The sequence below is a fragment of the Sediminibacterium goheungense genome, from assembly GCF_004361915.1.
GTDB classification, from domain to species: domain Bacteria; phylum Bacteroidota; class Bacteroidia; order Chitinophagales; family Chitinophagaceae; genus Sediminibacterium; species Sediminibacterium goheungense.
In genome coordinates this window covers 325,706-340,991 of record NZ_SNWP01000011.1, presented here as the reverse complement: position 1 = coordinate 340,991, position 15,286 = coordinate 325,706, and the positions used below count along the sequence as shown (strand labels likewise).

The following is a 15,286-nucleotide window of genomic DNA, read 5'->3' as shown; positions in this document are numbered from 1 at the left end:
TCCACCTGAGGCGGAATGCTAATTTGAAAATGAAAGCTATCATCATTTCCAAATTAGCACATTTCCAAATTTCCAAATTACGAATAGTACGGACTGATCATAAAGTACACAACCGGCCCTGTAACGGCTACATAGAACCAGAGTGGCCAGGTTATTTTGGCAATTTTCCGGTGTCGGGCATATTCACCTGTTAGGCCACGGTAGGCGGTAAATAAGATAAAAGGCAGAATAATGGCCGCCAGGAAAATATGGGTAATGAGAATGATGAAATATACCATACGCATGCCGCCCACTGCCAGTTTCTCAGCTTCACTCACGATTCCGTCATGATCACTGTCGCCAAACTTCGCTTCACCGGCGAGCAGGTGATGTAGTATATAAGATACAAGAAAAGCGATGGATAGCAATAAAGCAGCCATCATCAATCTTTTATGTGCCAGGTATTTTTTTTGTTTTACCATTACCAGTGCTGCTACCAGTAACAAAGCAATGGTTGCATTGATAAAGGCATTGATGGTGGCGAAAATATGTACATCGAAATTTACATCTACCTCGAGCTTAACTTTTCCGAGTATTACTACGGCCGTAAAAACTACCACAGAAAAAATAGCTATAAGCCAGCGGGCCTGTTTATCGTTTTTGGGGAGTGAGGGTTGAAGCATGTTTGTTTCAATTTATTGCCACAAAGAACACAGAAATATACAGAATGGTTTTACTATCCGTTTATTTTTCTGCGTTTGCGCATGTATAATACAAAGAATATAACCAGCATTACAATGATGAGCCATAGCCAGCTCAGGTCAATGATCTGCATGAATACGGTACTTTTCTTTTTCGCATCTTTTTCCAGCATCAGCAAACCAATATCTCTAGCCAGTTTGGAGAGTGATGAAGAGTCGAGCCCATTGTAATAGCCACGTACATAACGATCTTTATCGAGCAGTACAAAACGGGTGGTATGCACAAAATCTGGACTCATAGGTTCTTCACTGAACTTATCTACTTTCAGCTCTTCGAAGGCAAAACGGTAAATAGAATCTTTGTTGCCGGTGAGCATCCACCAGTTATCGTGATTTACACCAAAGCGGTCGGCATAGTCTTTTATCACGTTTACAGAATCATGTTCAGGATCTACCGTGAAGGATACAAACTGTACGATGGAAGTGTCTACTTTCTTTCTGATATCGCCCCCCCTCAGAAACGATTGCTGCAATTTTGCCATATTTCTGGTGAGTCCGGGGCATATGCTTCTGCAACTGGTAAAGAAGAAATCAACCACCATAATTTTCCCCTGCTTATCGTAAAGGCTCACCGTGTCGCCCAACTGGTTCTGCAGGCGAATATTGGCGGTTTTATGCCAGATGCTATCGGTGATCATTTTACCTTTCTCTACACGTGTTACCACCGTATCCAACAGGTATTTACGCGGCATATCTACCGCATTTTCGCTGGAATATTTGAGAATGAGGTAACAGAACACCGGAATAAAAACGGCCACCATTAAACCCAGTATCGCTTTCTTGTTCATATTCGGAGGGTATAAAAAAACCATCGCCACATAAGCGATGGTTTCCGGTTACAATATTATTTCAGACTGGTTAGATCTTAGTGTTTGGTTTCCACCGCTTCTTTGGTTTCATGCTGTGTTGTATCTGCATGTGCACCAGCTGCTGCACCATGAGAACCACCATGTTCTTTCTTCTCTACCTTAATGGTACTTTGTTCCTTGAAATAAGGATCGTAAGTATTGCGCAGGTTTCTGAAAGAGTTACCATCAGACAGAAAGGCGATGATGAACCAGATAAATAATGCCAGAGGCACCACGATGGTCATGATCAGGTTTTTGATTTCATGTTTAAGGTGCATGAAATAACCTACGATATAAAATGCTTTGGCTAACATCAGGATGATGATGGCGCCTTTAATGGCCAGACGCAATCCTTCGCTTTCCATACCAATCATCCAGAAACCCAGTACGAGTTCAATGATGGTTAATACAGAAAGGATGATGGTTACTTTTTTAATTTCTCCGGTACCGCCGCCATGTGTTTCTTCGTGACCTACTGTATGTGACATATCAATATCTTAATTAAGTGAATGAATGTTGATTAAACCAGGTAAAAACAGGTGAATACGAATACCCATACCAGGTCTACAAAGTGCCAGTACAAACCGGCTTTTTCGATCATCAGGTAATGTCCGCGCTGCTCAAACTTATCCATCAGTGTCATAATCAGCATTACGATATTGATGATGACGCCGGAAAATACATGGAAGCCATGGAAACCGGTGATGGTAAAGAAGTAATTGGTAAAGTTGGTAGACGAAGCCGTTCCGTCAGCATTCAGGAAAGGGTTGCTACCCCACCATGCACCTTCGTGGTGTAAATGTGTCCACTCCCATGCCTGGCAACCTAAGAAGGCAAGACCACCGATAATGGTCCAGATCAGGTTTTTTACCACACCTTTTTTATCCATGTTATGACCGGCATGTACCGCCAGTACCATGGTTACAGAGCTGATGATGAGGATGAAGGTCATGATACTTACGAACACCAACGGTGCGTTTACACCTTCCGGAGCAAAAGGGAAGCTTTTGAAAACCTCATTGGGGTCAGGCCATCCATTGGTTGAGAAACGGATGGTACCGTATGAGATCAGGAATGCACCAAATGTGAAGGCATCACTCATGAGGAAGTACCACATCATTAATTTGCCGTACTCTACATTGAAGGGACTCTTTCCGCCACCCCACAGTTTGGTTGTTGTTGCAGTTGTTGTCGTTGCCATGATCGTTCTAAAAATTTCGTTACAAAAATATTGGCTGTTGTTCAAAAAAGCTGCATAAATGCGAACTTTTTCTTGAACTATCCGATCCAGTTATAAAAGATGAAAAGATATATCCAAAGCACATCCACAAAGTGCCAGTATGTGCCCGCTACTTCTACCGGAACACTGCTATAGGTCTTTGTTTTGCTGCTGTATGCACGTATAAACATCACCAGTAATGCAATAACACCACCCAGAACGTGTACCATATGCAAACCGGTAATCACCAGCAGAAAAGATGCTGCCGAATTACTTTTAGCACCTACCAGTGCTATATTGTTGGCTTCCAGATTTACAAAGCCGAGGTATTGTAATACAATAAACAATACACCCAATGCAGCTGTAACGGTCATAAGCGTCCGGTAACGCCCCATTTCCCTTGCCTTAAAGGCTTTGGTTGCCAGGTGCATGGTTACACTGCTGATGAGTATTACGGCTGTGGAATACCAGAATACAACGGGTAAATCGAACTCAAGCCAGCTGCTCTGGTTCTTTTTTACAATATAGGCACTCGTTAAACCGGCGAATGCCATTACAATACTACCCATGGCCACCCACATGGTAAATTTATGGGGGTGAATACGTTTCGGTTCATTGGTCTGCACACTTGTCATCATCTCGATTTGTTTTGTTGTATAGTGAGCAGTGAGTAGTCAGTAGTGAGTGTTTTTCCTTACTCACTACTGACTACTCACTTAATTTTATCTGCCAATAATGCCAGCAATACAATCGGTAAATAGATATAACTGCTGAACATCACTCTTCTTGCTGCTTTTACGTCCATATCGCGGTACAGACGCAGGCTTTGGATCACCATAGCGATATTGGCTGCTATCAGGATCCACATACTGGTTTCGCCGGTTAATCCGAAATAATAAGGCAAAATACCTACCGGAATCATCAACACCGAATACATCACGGCTTGTAGGGCGGTAAACTTTGTTGGCCCCAGATCGGATGGTAACAATTTAAATCCGGCCTTACTGTAATCACTGTGAGCTACCCAGGCAATGGCCCAGAAATGGGGGAACTGCCAGAGAAACTGTATGCCGAATAAAATCCATCCCCCCGCACTGAAATCATCATTACCTGCCACCCATCCTATTAAACAAGGTAAGGCACCCGGAAAAGCACCTACCAGTACAGCAATGGAATTAATCTTCTTCAAAGGCGTATAGATATACGCATAAAGAAACAGGCTGAATGCCGATAACAGGGCCGATGAAAGATTGAAAAAATACCACATCATTACCACGCCCAGTATACCCGCAATCAATGCAAATACATAGGCTTCCTGTTGTTTCATTCTGCCATTGGCTACCGGTCTTTTTCCGGTTCTCTTCATCATGGCATCGGTATCTTTTTCTACTGCCTGGTTAATGGCATTGGCACTGCCTGTTACCAGCATACCCGCAATAAAAAGAACTATGATCATGCCCAGATCGTACTCCACTACTTTGGGTGCCAGCAGATAACAAACCACACAGGAAAAAACCACTGTAAAGCTCAACGTAAATTTGATGAGCTGAAAGTAATCTTTCACTTTGGCCGCTACCGAAAACGATGCTGATTCATTTGTTTCTGCTGTCATTCAATCTGATTAGTCTGCACAATATCAAAACCCTAATCCCTTACATATTCTTTATTTCCTATTTCTTATTCCCTTCGACTACCCTTCGACTACGCGCAGGGCGGGCTAACTCAGGGCAGGCCTTATTTTTTCTATCCTCTATTTCCAAGTCTAAAAACAATGCTCCCGCTGAACGGGAGCATTGACTGTATCTGTATCCTGTAGCCGTTGCCGGTAATACAGGCGTTTTCATCAATTAATGATGTTCACTTTCATCTGCTCCCACCGGTGTCGTTTGTGCAATAAACTCCTTACCATCTTTACCGTAATCATATGCCCAACGGTGTACTTCAGGAATTTCACCTACCCAGTTACCATGACCCGGATTGATGGGTGTGGTCCACTCCAGTGTGGTAGCACCCCATGGATTGAGCGATGTAACTTTTCTACCTTTGAAAATAGAGTAGAAGAAGTTAAACAGGAACAGTAACTGTACAGCAAATACAATCATTGCTACAGTACTGATGAATCTGTTCAGTTCTACGAACTGTTTAAAGCTTTCCCAGATGCTATAATCGTAGTAACGACGTGGCATACCGGCCAGACCTTCATAGTGCATAGGCCAGAAAATGAGGTAAGCACCTGCCAGGGTTACCCAGAAGTGGATATAGCCCATGGTATTGTTGAGGTACTTGCCATACATTTTAGGGAACCAGTGGTAAATACCGGCAAACATACCGAACATAGATGCCACACCCATTACAATATGGAAGTGCGCAATTACGAAATAAGTATCATGCAGGTGAATATCCAGTGCCGAGTTACCCAGCCAGATACCTGTTAAACCACCGGAGATAAATAAGCTTACAAAACCGATAGCGAAGAGCATACCTGGTGTAAAGCGGATATTACCTCTCCATAAAGTAGTTAACCAGTTAAATACTTTGATAGCTGATGGAACGGCAATCAACAGGGTAAGTAATACGAAGATGGAACCTAAGAAAGGATTCAATCCTGTTACAAACATGTGGTGCGCCCATACGAGGAAGGCAAGGATCGCAATCGCAAACAGTGAACCAATCATGGCCATATAACCGAAGATAGGTTTACGTGAGTTCACAGATAATATTTCAGATACCATACCCATGGCTGGTAACAGAATGATATATACTTCAGGGTGACCGAGGAACCAGAATAAGTGCTGGTACAGGATGGCGCTACCACCTTCATTAGGTAATGCACCTACGCCGTTAATAAAGATATCTGACAGGTAAAAACTGGTTCCGAAGTTTCTGTCGAAAATCAACAGGATGAAACCAGAGAAGAGTACAGGGAATGATAATACACCCAGTACAGCGGTAAAGAACAGAGCCCAGATGGTTAATGGCAAACGGGTCATGCTCATACCTTTTGTACGCATGTTGAGTACAGTAGCAATATAGTTCAGACCACCTAAGAGAGATGATACCACGAACAATGCCATTGATATCAGCCACATATCCATACCGGTTTTAGAACCCGGTGATGCATCACCAAGGGCACTTAAAGGAGGATAGGCTGTCCAGCCACCGCTGAAGGGACCTGTTTCCACAAACATAGAAGACAGCATCACGATACTGGCTGCAAAGAAGAACCAGTAGCTCAGCATATTCATGAAAGGAGATGCCATATCACGTGCACCTACCTGCAAAGGAATCAGAAAGTTGGCGAATGTACCGCTCAAACCCGCTGTTAATACGAAGAATACGAGTACAGTACCGTGTGTGGTAACGAGCGCGTAATAAGCTTCCTGTGTAATACGGCCACCTTTTGCCCATTTGCCCAGAATATCTTCCAGCCATGGGAAAGTAGCATCCGGATAACCCAGTTGTAAACGGAAGAGTACGCTCATCAGACCACCCAACACAGCCCACACCATACCGGTGATCAGGAACTGTTTGGCGATCATTTTATGATCCTGACTAAATACATACTTCGTAATAAAAGTCTCATGATGATGATGCTCATGATGATGATCGCCATGACCCTCATGTGTGGCCACTGCTCCATGTGCATGCACTACTGCTTCGTTACTCATAATCTTCTTTTAAAAATTTCTATCAATGATAACAACCGCTTCGTATTTCGGTTGCACAATGTTTTACATTTTGGCTACTGCTTTCTTTGCTGCTTCAACAGGTTTTACTGAAGCTGTTTTGGCAGCTGTATCAGCAACCGCTTTGGGTGCAGCAGGATCTTTCTCAGGGAACTGCTGAACATAATAAGGTTTTTGTTTTACCATCCAGGCATCAAACTCTTCCTGATCTACCACTTCAATGACACCTTTCATAGAGTAGTGACCATTACCGCACATCTGATCGCAGCTGATTTCGTACTGGAAGTTAGGGTTGCCGGTGATTTCCTTCATCTCCTTAGTGGTATATTTTGGCGTAAACCACATGGTAGTAGGAATACCTGGTACTGCATCCATTTTCATACGGAAATGCACCAGACCCACATCATGGATAACGTCTCTTGATCCGATGATCAATTTAACGGGCTTACCTTTTACGAGGTACATGGTCTGCTCCATTACCACATCGTCATGACCCAATTTATCGTCCCAGATTAAACCAAGGCTGTTAGATGCGTTGTCAATATTTTTATAATACTTCTTACCAAAAGAACCATCTTTTCCGGGATAACGGTAAATCCAGCCAAACTGCTTACCGGTAACTTCTACCACCATTGCATTCTGTGGAGGTTCCCCTGTAAACAGGAACCAGTTACGCAAACCAATTACTACCAGTACAGTTAATGCAATGGCAGGAATAACAGTCCAGATAACTTCCAGTTTATTGTTATGTGGGAAGAAGAATACTTTACGGTTCTCACTCTCCTGGTATTTATAGGCAAACCAGAATAAAACGATCTGTGTAAGAATAAACACGATACCGGTAACAGCGAGTGTTACCCACAACATAGAATCAACACGTGCACCCTCTACACTGGCTGCATCATGAACGAGCAGTGTTTTTCCGTAGTACAGTTCATTACAGTACCATACACCAAACAGGCCCAACACCAGGAATCCGATCATCAGAAATCCGTTAATCTTGTTGTTTTGTTTACGGCTTACTTCTTCTCCTTTCAGTACCGATACATATTCACTCGCTTTAGCGATCTGAAATATCACTACAAAAATCAGTACAATTACGGCTATGGTTAAAAACATTGTCATAATGCTATCAGTATTTAATCAATTTGAAAATTTGAGAATTTGAAAATTTGAAAATGCTTTTGTTTGCTATTTTCTAAATTTTCTCCAACTCTATAATTTTCAAATTTCCAAATTTTCAAATTTTCAAATTAACATCTATACCTGGTGTATCACACTCTCTTTCAGGAAAGGATGATATTTCGGAACCAATGGTTTTTTTGTCAGCGCTTTACCTACACCCAGTATCATCATACCTACAAACAAGCTCAGGATACCGAAGTCGAGCCATCCGAGGGTTACATGTTCTTTCGACAGACTGCCCATTACCATCTGGTAAAAATCAATCCAATGCCCAAAGATGATTAATACTGCCATAAAAGTTATCAATGTGTAATTTCTCTTGGCTGAACGCTTCATCAGGATCAACAAAGGACACAAAAAGTTGATGATCAGGTTCAGGAAGAAGATGCCTTTGTATGGCCCCTGTACCCTGTGTTTAAAGTATACAGTTTCTTCCGGAATGTTTGCGTACCAGATCAGCATATACTGAGAGAACCACAGATAGGTCCAGAAGATAGAAAACGCAAACATGAATTTACCAATATCGTGCAGGTGCTCCTGAGAAGTAAGTTCAAGATAACCTTTGTTCTTAAGATAAATAACCCACAATGCCACCAACGACATACCTGAAACGAATGAGCTTGCAAATGTGTACCAGCTGTACATGGTAGAATACCAGTGTGCGTCGATACTCATCATCCATAACCATGGAATGGTTGAACCTACGGTTAAGGCAAACCATACAGTAAATAAGGCTGCGCGGATGGTATTTCTCCAGATAAAGCTGGCACCTTTTTCTGCGTCCATTGGTGCTTCATCTGCTTCACTGCTTAACTGACGCATTCTCCATCCGAGTATGCTCCACAAACCAATGGTGAGGGTGGTCCATACAATGAAGAATACTGGATTCAGGAAGCCTGCTTTTCCTTTTAAGATCGGATCATTGGCAACAGCTTCACTATCTAACCAATGGTAGATATGGTGTTTATGACCTGCTACTACATAAATCAAAACGGCAAAAGTGATGGCACCGAAAATAGGCACCATGGTAGAAATGGCTTCAGGGATACGGCGGAAAGATTGCTGCCAGCCGCCCATGGCCAGTGTAGTAACGCAGATAAAGAACATACTGGCATTACAGATCAGTGTCCAGAAAATGGTGTTATACATCAGTGTACCCCAGAACTGAGTCTGCTCATGTTCATCGGCGCTAAAACCCTTGATAACAAGACCTGCCACCAGTGCAACCAGACCCACACCAATAAGGGCATAGGACCATGTCTTCATTTTACCGGGTATTTCAAATTGCGTTTTGATAGATGCCATTTTTATTCTTTTAATCTTTTCCGGAGCAAAGCCCGGAGCTGGGATTTAATACTATGTTTATTTTGCAGCAGGTGCAGCCGGAGCAGCATTTGCTTTTGCTTCTTTTTGTTTGCCCTTGATATACTTAATCACCATCCAACGCTGTTTGCGGCTTAATTGTGACGCATAAGAACCCATCATGTTTTTACCGTAAGCCACAGAATAAAACATTTGTCCTTCAGGCATCGACTCATATTTCGCATCACCTACCAGTGTAGCAGGTTTTGCAGCGTATGGACCTTCCCCACCTTTATACAGTGGTCCGTTACCATCCAGTTTATTACCATGGCAGATACCACAGTTAATCTGGTATAAACGTTCCGCTTCTTTGGTTTCTGTTTCCGTCATTGAATCGATCGGATTGGCCACTGCACGCGATGCATAGTAATTGGTCGTATCGCCGGGTGCATCTTTGGCAATATGGAAAGGCATTTCAGAACCTCTCGCGATGGTTCCTTCCACGGGCATAGCCGTATAGTGAATACCTTTTTCTGTCAGATTGCTATGATCTGCATAAGATTCGTAGGCACGGCTGGTGGCCATATCAGGCATATAGATGGTACCTGGTGTACGCTTTACATCGCTACAGGCTACAATGGTGGTAGCAGTGGCGGCAACAGCTATGATCAGTAATTTCTTCATCTTCTTAGTATTCAAAAATTAAGCAGCAACGATTTCTTTGTTTTCAAACATCATTTCGTCTTTGTCGTAACGACCTAACCACCAACCTTCTTCTGCCACCTGCACATCGGTTTCAACAGCACCATTGCTGCTCAGGAAAGCTTTCAGGTCATCTACATTGGTTTTATCGGTACACTCTATCACCATTACAAACAGATCGTCTGTAGCGCGTGCATGGAAATGATGTTTTTTCACAAATGGAGCCAGCTGGCAGAGGTAGCAGAAAGTAAGTACCATACCTACCGCTGCAAACAGTACTGTTAACTCGAACATGATGGGTACCCATGCAGGTAATGCAAAGTGTGGTTTACCACCAATGTTCAAAGGCCAGTCGCGGGTAAAGATCCAGCTGATGCAACTGAGTGCTGTAGTGGTACCTGTGATACCATAGATAAAGCCGGCAGTATGCAAACTGGTTTCCCTCAAACCCAGTGCATGATCCAGACCATGTACCGCAAATGGCGTATACACATCATGAATCTTGTATCCCGACGTACGAACTTTCTTCACCGCAGGAAACAATACTGCTTCATCATCAAAACAGCCTACTACGAATTTCTTTTTTGCCATGTTTATTTAATTAGACAATTTGAAAATTTGAAAATTTGAAAATTTGAAAATTTGAAAATGGAAGAAGTAAGGCTTCGCTTTTCAGGATTCAAACTATTCAATTAACAAACTATCAAATCATCATTTTCAAATTTTCAAATTTTCAAATTGACACATTATCAATGGTGTGCCTGCTCATGAACAAACTCTTCGAGTTTCTGCTCTTCGATATTGCCCATTTTATTTTTATAGCCTTCACCGGTTGTTTTCAGTACATACTTAATCTCTGCTATCGCAATTACAGGGAAGTATTTTGCGAAGAGGAAGAAGCAGGTAAAGAATAAACCGAATGTTCCTGCATAGAAACCGATTTCCCAGATAGTTGGGCTGTAGTATACAGACCAGCTGGAAGGAAGGTAATCGCGGTACAGTGAGGTAACGATGATTACGAAACGCTCGAACCACATACCAATATTCACGATAATACTCATGAAGAAGGTTACGAACAGGTTTCTTCTCATTTTGCGGAACCAGAAAATCTGCGGGCTCAGTACGTTACAAGCCATCATACCCCAGTAGCTCCAGCCATATGGACTGAACAGGTAAGCACGGCTGTACCAGAAGGTATAACCTTCATATTTGTTCTGGCTGTACCATCCCATGAATAACTCAGTAAGGTAGGCTACACCCACAATAGAACCTGTTAATACAATTACTTTATTCATCGCCTCAATGTGCCCCATCGTAATGTAATCTTCCATACCGAATACTTTACGAACAATCACCATCAGGGTTTGTACCATGGCAAAACCGGAGAAGATCGCACCCGCAACGAAATATGGCGGGAAGATCGTGGTATGCCATCCAGGTATTACGGATGTGGCGAAGTCGAAGGATACAATGGTATGTACAGAAAGTACGAGTGGTGTACTCAAACCAGCCAGTACCAGTGAAAGACTTTCATGACGCTGCCAGTGTTTGGTAGAACCTGTCCAGCCAAAAGATGCAATACCGTATAAACGCTTACGCAGTTTGGTGAATGCACGGTCACGAACCGTTGCAAAGTCAGGAATCAGACCAGAGTACCAGAATAAAAGAGATACCGTAAAATAAGTTGAGATCGCAAATACGTCCCACAACAGAGGTGAGTTAAAGTTTACCCATAATGGACCACGTGTATTAGGATAAGGAAGTACGAAGAAAGCCATCCATACACGACCCATGTGGAAGATCGGGAACTGACCCGCACACATTACCGCGAAGATGGTCATGGCTTCAGCTGCACGGTTTACACCGGTTCTCCATCCCTGACGGAACAGCAAAAGGATCGCTGAAATCAGCGTACCTGCGTGACCAATACCTACCCACCATACGAAGTTGGTGATGTCCCAACCCCAACCGATGGTTTTGTTCAGGTTCCACTGGCCAATACCGTAAGTAACCTCACGGTAAACGCTATACACACCAAACAACAATAGGGCAACAGAAATATAGAAGCCGATATACCACAATTTGGTTGGCTTGGCTTCGATAGGTCTTACGATGTCTTCGGTTACCTGATGGTAATTCTTATCACCGTACACCAACGGTTCCCTGAGCTGTGATTCGTACTTTAAATGCATCTGGTCTTTTTTTGGTCCATGGGCCATCGGTAATGGTCCATAGTTATTTTAGATCTTTTTGGTGAGTAGTGAGTAGTCAGTAGTGAGTATTTGATCTGCTCACTACTGACTACTCACTACTCACTTTAAGCGTGTTCTGCTTCTTTTTTCGCCTCATGCTTCTCTTCACCATGCGCCGATTCTGTGTTACGCACTTTGGCTAAGTAAGTAACACCTGGTAATACGTGTAGTTGCTCCAGCACGTAGAACTGGCGGTTCGGATTCTCTGTTCTTACCATGGTGATGGCACTGTGCTTATCATTGGCATTACCAAAAGTGATGGCGTTGGTAGGACATGCCTGCTGACATGCTACTTTGATATCGCTGTCTACCAATGGTCTGCTGTCTTTCTTCGCTTTCAGTTTGCTTTCCTGTAAACGCTGTACGCAGAATGAACATTTTTCAATCACACCACGTGAACGAACGGTTACATCCGGATTCAGTACCATGCGGGTAAGATCATCATTCATGTTCAGTACCACATCATTTACTTCACCTACCTGGTTATTCGGGAAGCTGTCTGATCCTGTATAATCAGCCCAGTTAAAGCGACGTACTTTATATGGACAGTTGTTCGCACAATATCTTGTACCGATACAACGGTTATAAGTCATCTGGTTAATACCTTCTGAACTGTGGTTGGTAGCAGCTACCGGACAAACGTTTTCACAAGGAGCGTTATCGCAATGCTGACACATCAGTGGCTGGAACACTACATTCGGGTTATCCATATCGCCACTGTAGTAGCGGTCGATACGTAACCAGTGCATTTCATGACCACGCAGTACTTCAGGCTTACCTACAACCGATACGTTGTTCTCAGCATTACAAGCCACTACACAGGCGCCACAACCGGTACAGGTGTTCAGATCCACACTCATGCCCCATTTAATGCCTGGTCTGTCGTACACAGGATAGATGGTGCCCTGGCTCTCAAATTTCTCCAGACCACCCCAAGGTTTCAATTCATGGTCACGCTCATCGCGTATTTCAGTGGGATGTTTTTTATAGTCGGCCAGTGTCAGTTCTTTCATTACCTCGGTACGGTTACCCTGTGTGGTATCGTAACGGTTATGTGTTTGTGTTAAGGCTACAGGATATTTTTCACCTGTTACAGCAATCTCAACACTGCTGTTGTTAAAGCTTACTACACCATTGCTGAGGGTAGCCAGCGGGAAAGCATTTTTACCTACACCTTCAGCAGCTTTACCCAGGTTATTGCTACGGCCATATCCTACAGCGATACCGATGGTATCAGGATGTGTACCGGGGATGATCAATACAGGCAGTGAAATTTCTTTACCGTTAGCGGTAACTTTCACCACTTTCTTTGGCGGATTTACTTCATAAGCATCTGCCTGACCACCATTGTTCAGGTCAATATCCAAAATGGTTCTTGCCAGTGCAGGCGATACAATTACATAGTTATCCCATGTAGCACGAGTCACCGGATCTGGTAATTCCTGTAACCATGGGTTAGCAGCACCCTGACCCGCACCGATACCTACTTTTTCATAGAGTACCAGTTCATATTTTCCACCTTTTTTACCTGAAGCAGCAGCAGCTACAGCAGCACCTACCGCTGCACCATTAAAGGTTCCGGGTTTGGTAGCTGATTCGCCGAGGCTGATCACACCATCCTGCAGGGCTTTATCCCAACCGGTTTGTCCGCCCAGTTTTGCGCTCCAGAAATTTTTCAGGTAAGCGAGGTAATCATTGGTATTACCACTCCATTTCAACAGGCTATCCTGCCACTGACGTGTTTTGAATAAAGGATAGATGGTAGGTTGAATGAAAGAGAAATGTCCTGTTTTTGCTTCTGCATCACCCCAGCTTTCGAGGTAGTGATGATCAGGAGCTACAATCTTACAGAGTTCAGCCGTTTCATCTACTTTGGTAGCAAAAGAAACGCTTGTTTTTACTTTTTTCAGACCTGCTTTAAACTTATCGGCATCATACCAGGTATAAGCAGGGTTAGCACCATAAATCAGGAGGGTGTTCACCGCACCTGCATTCATGTCGTCTACCAGTTTCGCAAAATCAGCGTCCACACCCGCACGTTGGTTATCTAACACACCCCAGTTAATAGTAGATCCACCGGCACCAACAGCGTTGTTAATAGCATTTACAATGATCTGTACATTCACATCATTGCTACCTGCTACTACCAGTGCAGCACCTTTATTTTCATTCAATGCTTTTGCAGCTTTTTCAATACCGGCTTTCAGTTTTGCATCGCTGATGCCACTTACACCCTGTCCGTTTACAGCGCTTAATAAAGCAGCGGCAACAGCAGCGGTTTCAGATGGGCGGTGCAGGTATTTTTCATCGGCATTAGAACCGGTAAGAGAAGCTACAGATTCGAAATGAATGTGCTTGCTCATGCTTGGGTTCTTCTCATCGATTTTTTTACCGGCAGCATATTGTTTCGCAAATTCAACAGGGCTCAACCAGGTTCCGAGGAAATCGGCACCCAGGCTTACTATGGCTTTTGCGTTTTCGAAATGATAAGAAGGAATACCACGTACACCGTAAGTAGCTTCATTGGCCAGTAACATAGCACTGTAAGAAACAGCATCGTAAGTTACGTGGCGACTACCTGGGTATTTGGCCAGAAACTCAGCTACTACAGCTTTGGTAGAAGGTGATGTAAGGGTACTGGTAAGAATTACCACATTACCACCGATACCTGCTGCCACAGCTTTGTCTACTGCCTCAAAAGTTACTTCCTTACCATCGATGGTAGGGAAACGTAAGCGGGCAGTATCATATAAATCCAACACAGAAGCCTGTACGCGGGCAGATGTACCACCTTTTGTAATCGGGCTCAGGTCGTTACCTTCAATTTTAATGGGACGGCCATCACGTACTTTCGCCAGTACACTTACTACATCACCATCCTGTACATAGGTGGTAGCATAGTAATTGGAAATACCGGGAACAATATCTTCAGGCTTATTGGCAAATGGAATGGCTTTCTTTACCGGCATTTCACAACTAGCCGCAACCGCAGCTGCCGCTGTGCTAAAGCCCAGGTATTTCAGAAAGTCTCTGCGGGGAGCAGCTGTTTCCATGAAACTTTTGCTTTCATCGGCTACAAAAGGCAGTTCTTCCTTAAACTCGTCTTTAACCTCTTTATTGTAAGCCTCAGACTGATTCAGCTCTCCAAAACTTTGCCAGTACTTTTTTTCCATCTTGTTAATTTGAAAATTTGAAAATTTGAAAATTTGGAAATGATGGTATCCGCTTCCTCAAATTCCTTTTCGTTACTATGTGAATTTGAAAATTTGTGAACTTAAAAATTTTCAAGCCACAATCTTCTTTTCTAATTATTCTGGTAAACATTATCAATTTTAAAAACCGAAGGTTTTGA

The 15,286-nt window shown here is 43.2% G+C and carries 13 protein-coding genes; all 13 read right to left on the bottom strand.

Going from position 1 to position 15,286, the window contains the following annotated elements; genetic code table 11:
• Positions 1 to 77: 77 nt before the first annotated feature.
• The 13 genes from BC659_RS09065 to BC659_RS09005 all read right to left on the bottom strand — a co-directional run bounded on the left by BC659_RS09065 (position 78) and on the right by BC659_RS09005 (position 15,107).
• Complete coding sequence (locus BC659_RS09065) at positions 78 to 662, bottom strand: DUF420 domain-containing protein (RefSeq protein WP_133474394.1); 585 nt, start codon at positions 660 to 662, stop codon at positions 78 to 80.
• A gap of 53 nt (positions 663 to 715) precedes the next feature.
• Positions 716 to 1,528, bottom strand: coding sequence for an SCO family protein (locus BC659_RS09060; RefSeq protein ID WP_133474393.1), 813 nt, complete (start codon positions 1,526 to 1,528; stop codon positions 716 to 718).
• Positions 1,529 to 1,605: 77 nt separating this feature from the next.
• Complete coding sequence (locus tag BC659_RS09055) at positions 1,606 to 2,076, bottom strand: cytochrome C oxidase subunit IV family protein (protein WP_133474392.1); 471 nt, start codon at positions 2,074 to 2,076, stop codon at positions 1,606 to 1,608.
• Positions 2,077 to 2,108: 32 nt separating this feature from the next.
• Positions 2,109 to 2,789 carry a cytochrome c oxidase subunit 3 gene (locus tag BC659_RS09050; protein ID WP_133474391.1) on the bottom strand — a complete coding sequence of 227 codons (681 nt, stop codon included), beginning with the start codon at positions 2,787 to 2,789 and terminating at the stop codon, positions 2,109 to 2,111.
• A 77-nt stretch (positions 2,790 to 2,866) separates the two neighbouring features.
• Positions 2,867 to 3,445 carry a cytochrome c oxidase subunit 3 gene (locus BC659_RS09045; protein ID WP_246027107.1) on the bottom strand — a complete coding sequence of 193 codons (579 nt, stop codon included), beginning with the start codon at positions 3,443 to 3,445 and terminating at the stop codon, positions 2,867 to 2,869.
• A 74-nt stretch (positions 3,446 to 3,519) separates the two neighbouring features.
• Entirely contained in the window at positions 3,520 to 4,419 is a 900-nt protein-coding gene (gene cyoE / locus BC659_RS09040) for a heme o synthase (protein ID WP_133474390.1), read from the bottom strand.
• A 235-nt stretch (positions 4,420 to 4,654) separates the two neighbouring features.
• Positions 4,655 to 6,475 carry a cytochrome c oxidase subunit I gene (locus tag BC659_RS09035; protein WP_133474389.1) on the bottom strand — a complete coding sequence of 607 codons (1,821 nt, stop codon included), beginning with the start codon at positions 6,473 to 6,475 and terminating at the stop codon, positions 4,655 to 4,657.
• 63 nt (positions 6,476 to 6,538) lie between these two features.
• On the bottom strand, positions 6,539 to 7,618 hold the full coding sequence (locus tag BC659_RS09030; protein ID WP_133474388.1) for a cytochrome c oxidase subunit II: 1,080 nt from the start codon (positions 7,616 to 7,618) through the stop codon (positions 6,539 to 6,541).
• Between the two features lie 135 nt (positions 7,619 to 7,753).
• Complete coding sequence (locus BC659_RS09025) at positions 7,754 to 8,983, bottom strand: quinol:cytochrome C oxidoreductase (protein ID WP_133474387.1); 1,230 nt, start codon at positions 8,981 to 8,983, stop codon at positions 7,754 to 7,756.
• Between the two features lie 57 nt (positions 8,984 to 9,040).
• Entirely contained in the window at positions 9,041 to 9,664 is a 624-nt protein-coding gene (locus BC659_RS09020) for a c-type cytochrome (RefSeq protein WP_133474386.1), read from the bottom strand.
• 18 nt (positions 9,665 to 9,682) lie between these two features.
• A complete protein-coding gene (locus BC659_RS09015) occupies positions 9,683 to 10,273 on the bottom strand; it encodes a DUF3341 domain-containing protein (protein WP_133474385.1) in 591 nt (196 codons plus the stop codon).
• Between the two features lie 158 nt (positions 10,274 to 10,431).
• Entirely contained in the window at positions 10,432 to 11,874 is a 1,443-nt protein-coding gene (gene nrfD / locus BC659_RS09010) for an NrfD/PsrC family molybdoenzyme membrane anchor subunit (RefSeq protein WP_133474384.1), read from the bottom strand.
• Between the two features lie 125 nt (positions 11,875 to 11,999).
• Positions 12,000 to 15,107, bottom strand: a complete 3,108-nt coding sequence (locus BC659_RS09005) for a TAT-variant-translocated molybdopterin oxidoreductase (RefSeq protein ID WP_133474383.1) — start codon at positions 15,105 to 15,107, stop codon at positions 12,000 to 12,002.
• Between the last annotated feature and the right edge of the window lie 179 nt (positions 15,108 to 15,286).

What these genes read in the sequence shown, in the direction of transcription:
- BC659_RS09065 (WP_133474394.1), bottom strand. Translation starts at nt 662, where the DNA reads ATGCTTCAACCCTCACTCCCCAAAAACGATAAACAGGCCCGCTGGCTT.
- BC659_RS09060 (WP_133474393.1), bottom strand. Translation starts at nt 1,528, where the DNA reads ATGAACAAGAAAGCGATACTGGGTTTAATGGTGGCCGTTTTTATTCCG.
- BC659_RS09055 (WP_133474392.1), bottom strand. Translation starts at nt 2,076, where the DNA reads ATGTCACATACAGTAGGTCACGAAGAAACACATGGCGGCGGTACCGGA.
- BC659_RS09050 (WP_133474391.1), bottom strand. Translation starts at nt 2,789, where the DNA reads ATGGCAACGACAACAACTGCAACAACAACCAAACTGTGGGGTGGCGGA.
- BC659_RS09045 (WP_246027107.1), bottom strand. Translation starts at nt 3,445, where the DNA reads ATGATGACAAGTGTGCAGACCAATGAACCGAAACGTATTCACCCCCAT.
- cyoE (WP_133474390.1), bottom strand. Translation starts at nt 4,419, where the DNA reads ATGACAGCAGAAACAAATGAATCAGCATCGTTTTCGGTAGCGGCCAAA.
- BC659_RS09035 (WP_133474389.1), bottom strand. Translation starts at nt 6,475, where the DNA reads ATGAGTAACGAAGCAGTAGTGCATGCACATGGAGCAGTGGCCACACAT.
- BC659_RS09030 (WP_133474388.1), bottom strand. Translation starts at nt 7,618, where the DNA reads ATGACAATGTTTTTAACCATAGCCGTAATTGTACTGATTTTTGTAGTG.
- BC659_RS09025 (WP_133474387.1), bottom strand. Translation starts at nt 8,983, where the DNA reads ATGGCATCTATCAAAACGCAATTTGAAATACCCGGTAAAATGAAGACA.
- BC659_RS09020 (WP_133474386.1), bottom strand. Translation starts at nt 9,664, where the DNA reads ATGAAGAAATTACTGATCATAGCTGTTGCCGCCACTGCTACCACCATT.
- BC659_RS09015 (WP_133474385.1), bottom strand. Translation starts at nt 10,273, where the DNA reads ATGGCAAAAAAGAAATTCGTAGTAGGCTGTTTTGATGATGAAGCAGTA.
- nrfD (WP_133474384.1), bottom strand. Translation starts at nt 11,874, where the DNA reads ATGCATTTAAAGTACGAATCACAGCTCAGGGAACCGTTGGTGTACGGT.
- BC659_RS09005 (WP_133474383.1), bottom strand. Translation starts at nt 15,107, where the DNA reads ATGGAAAAAAAGTACTGGCAAAGTTTTGGAGAGCTGAATCAGTCTGAG.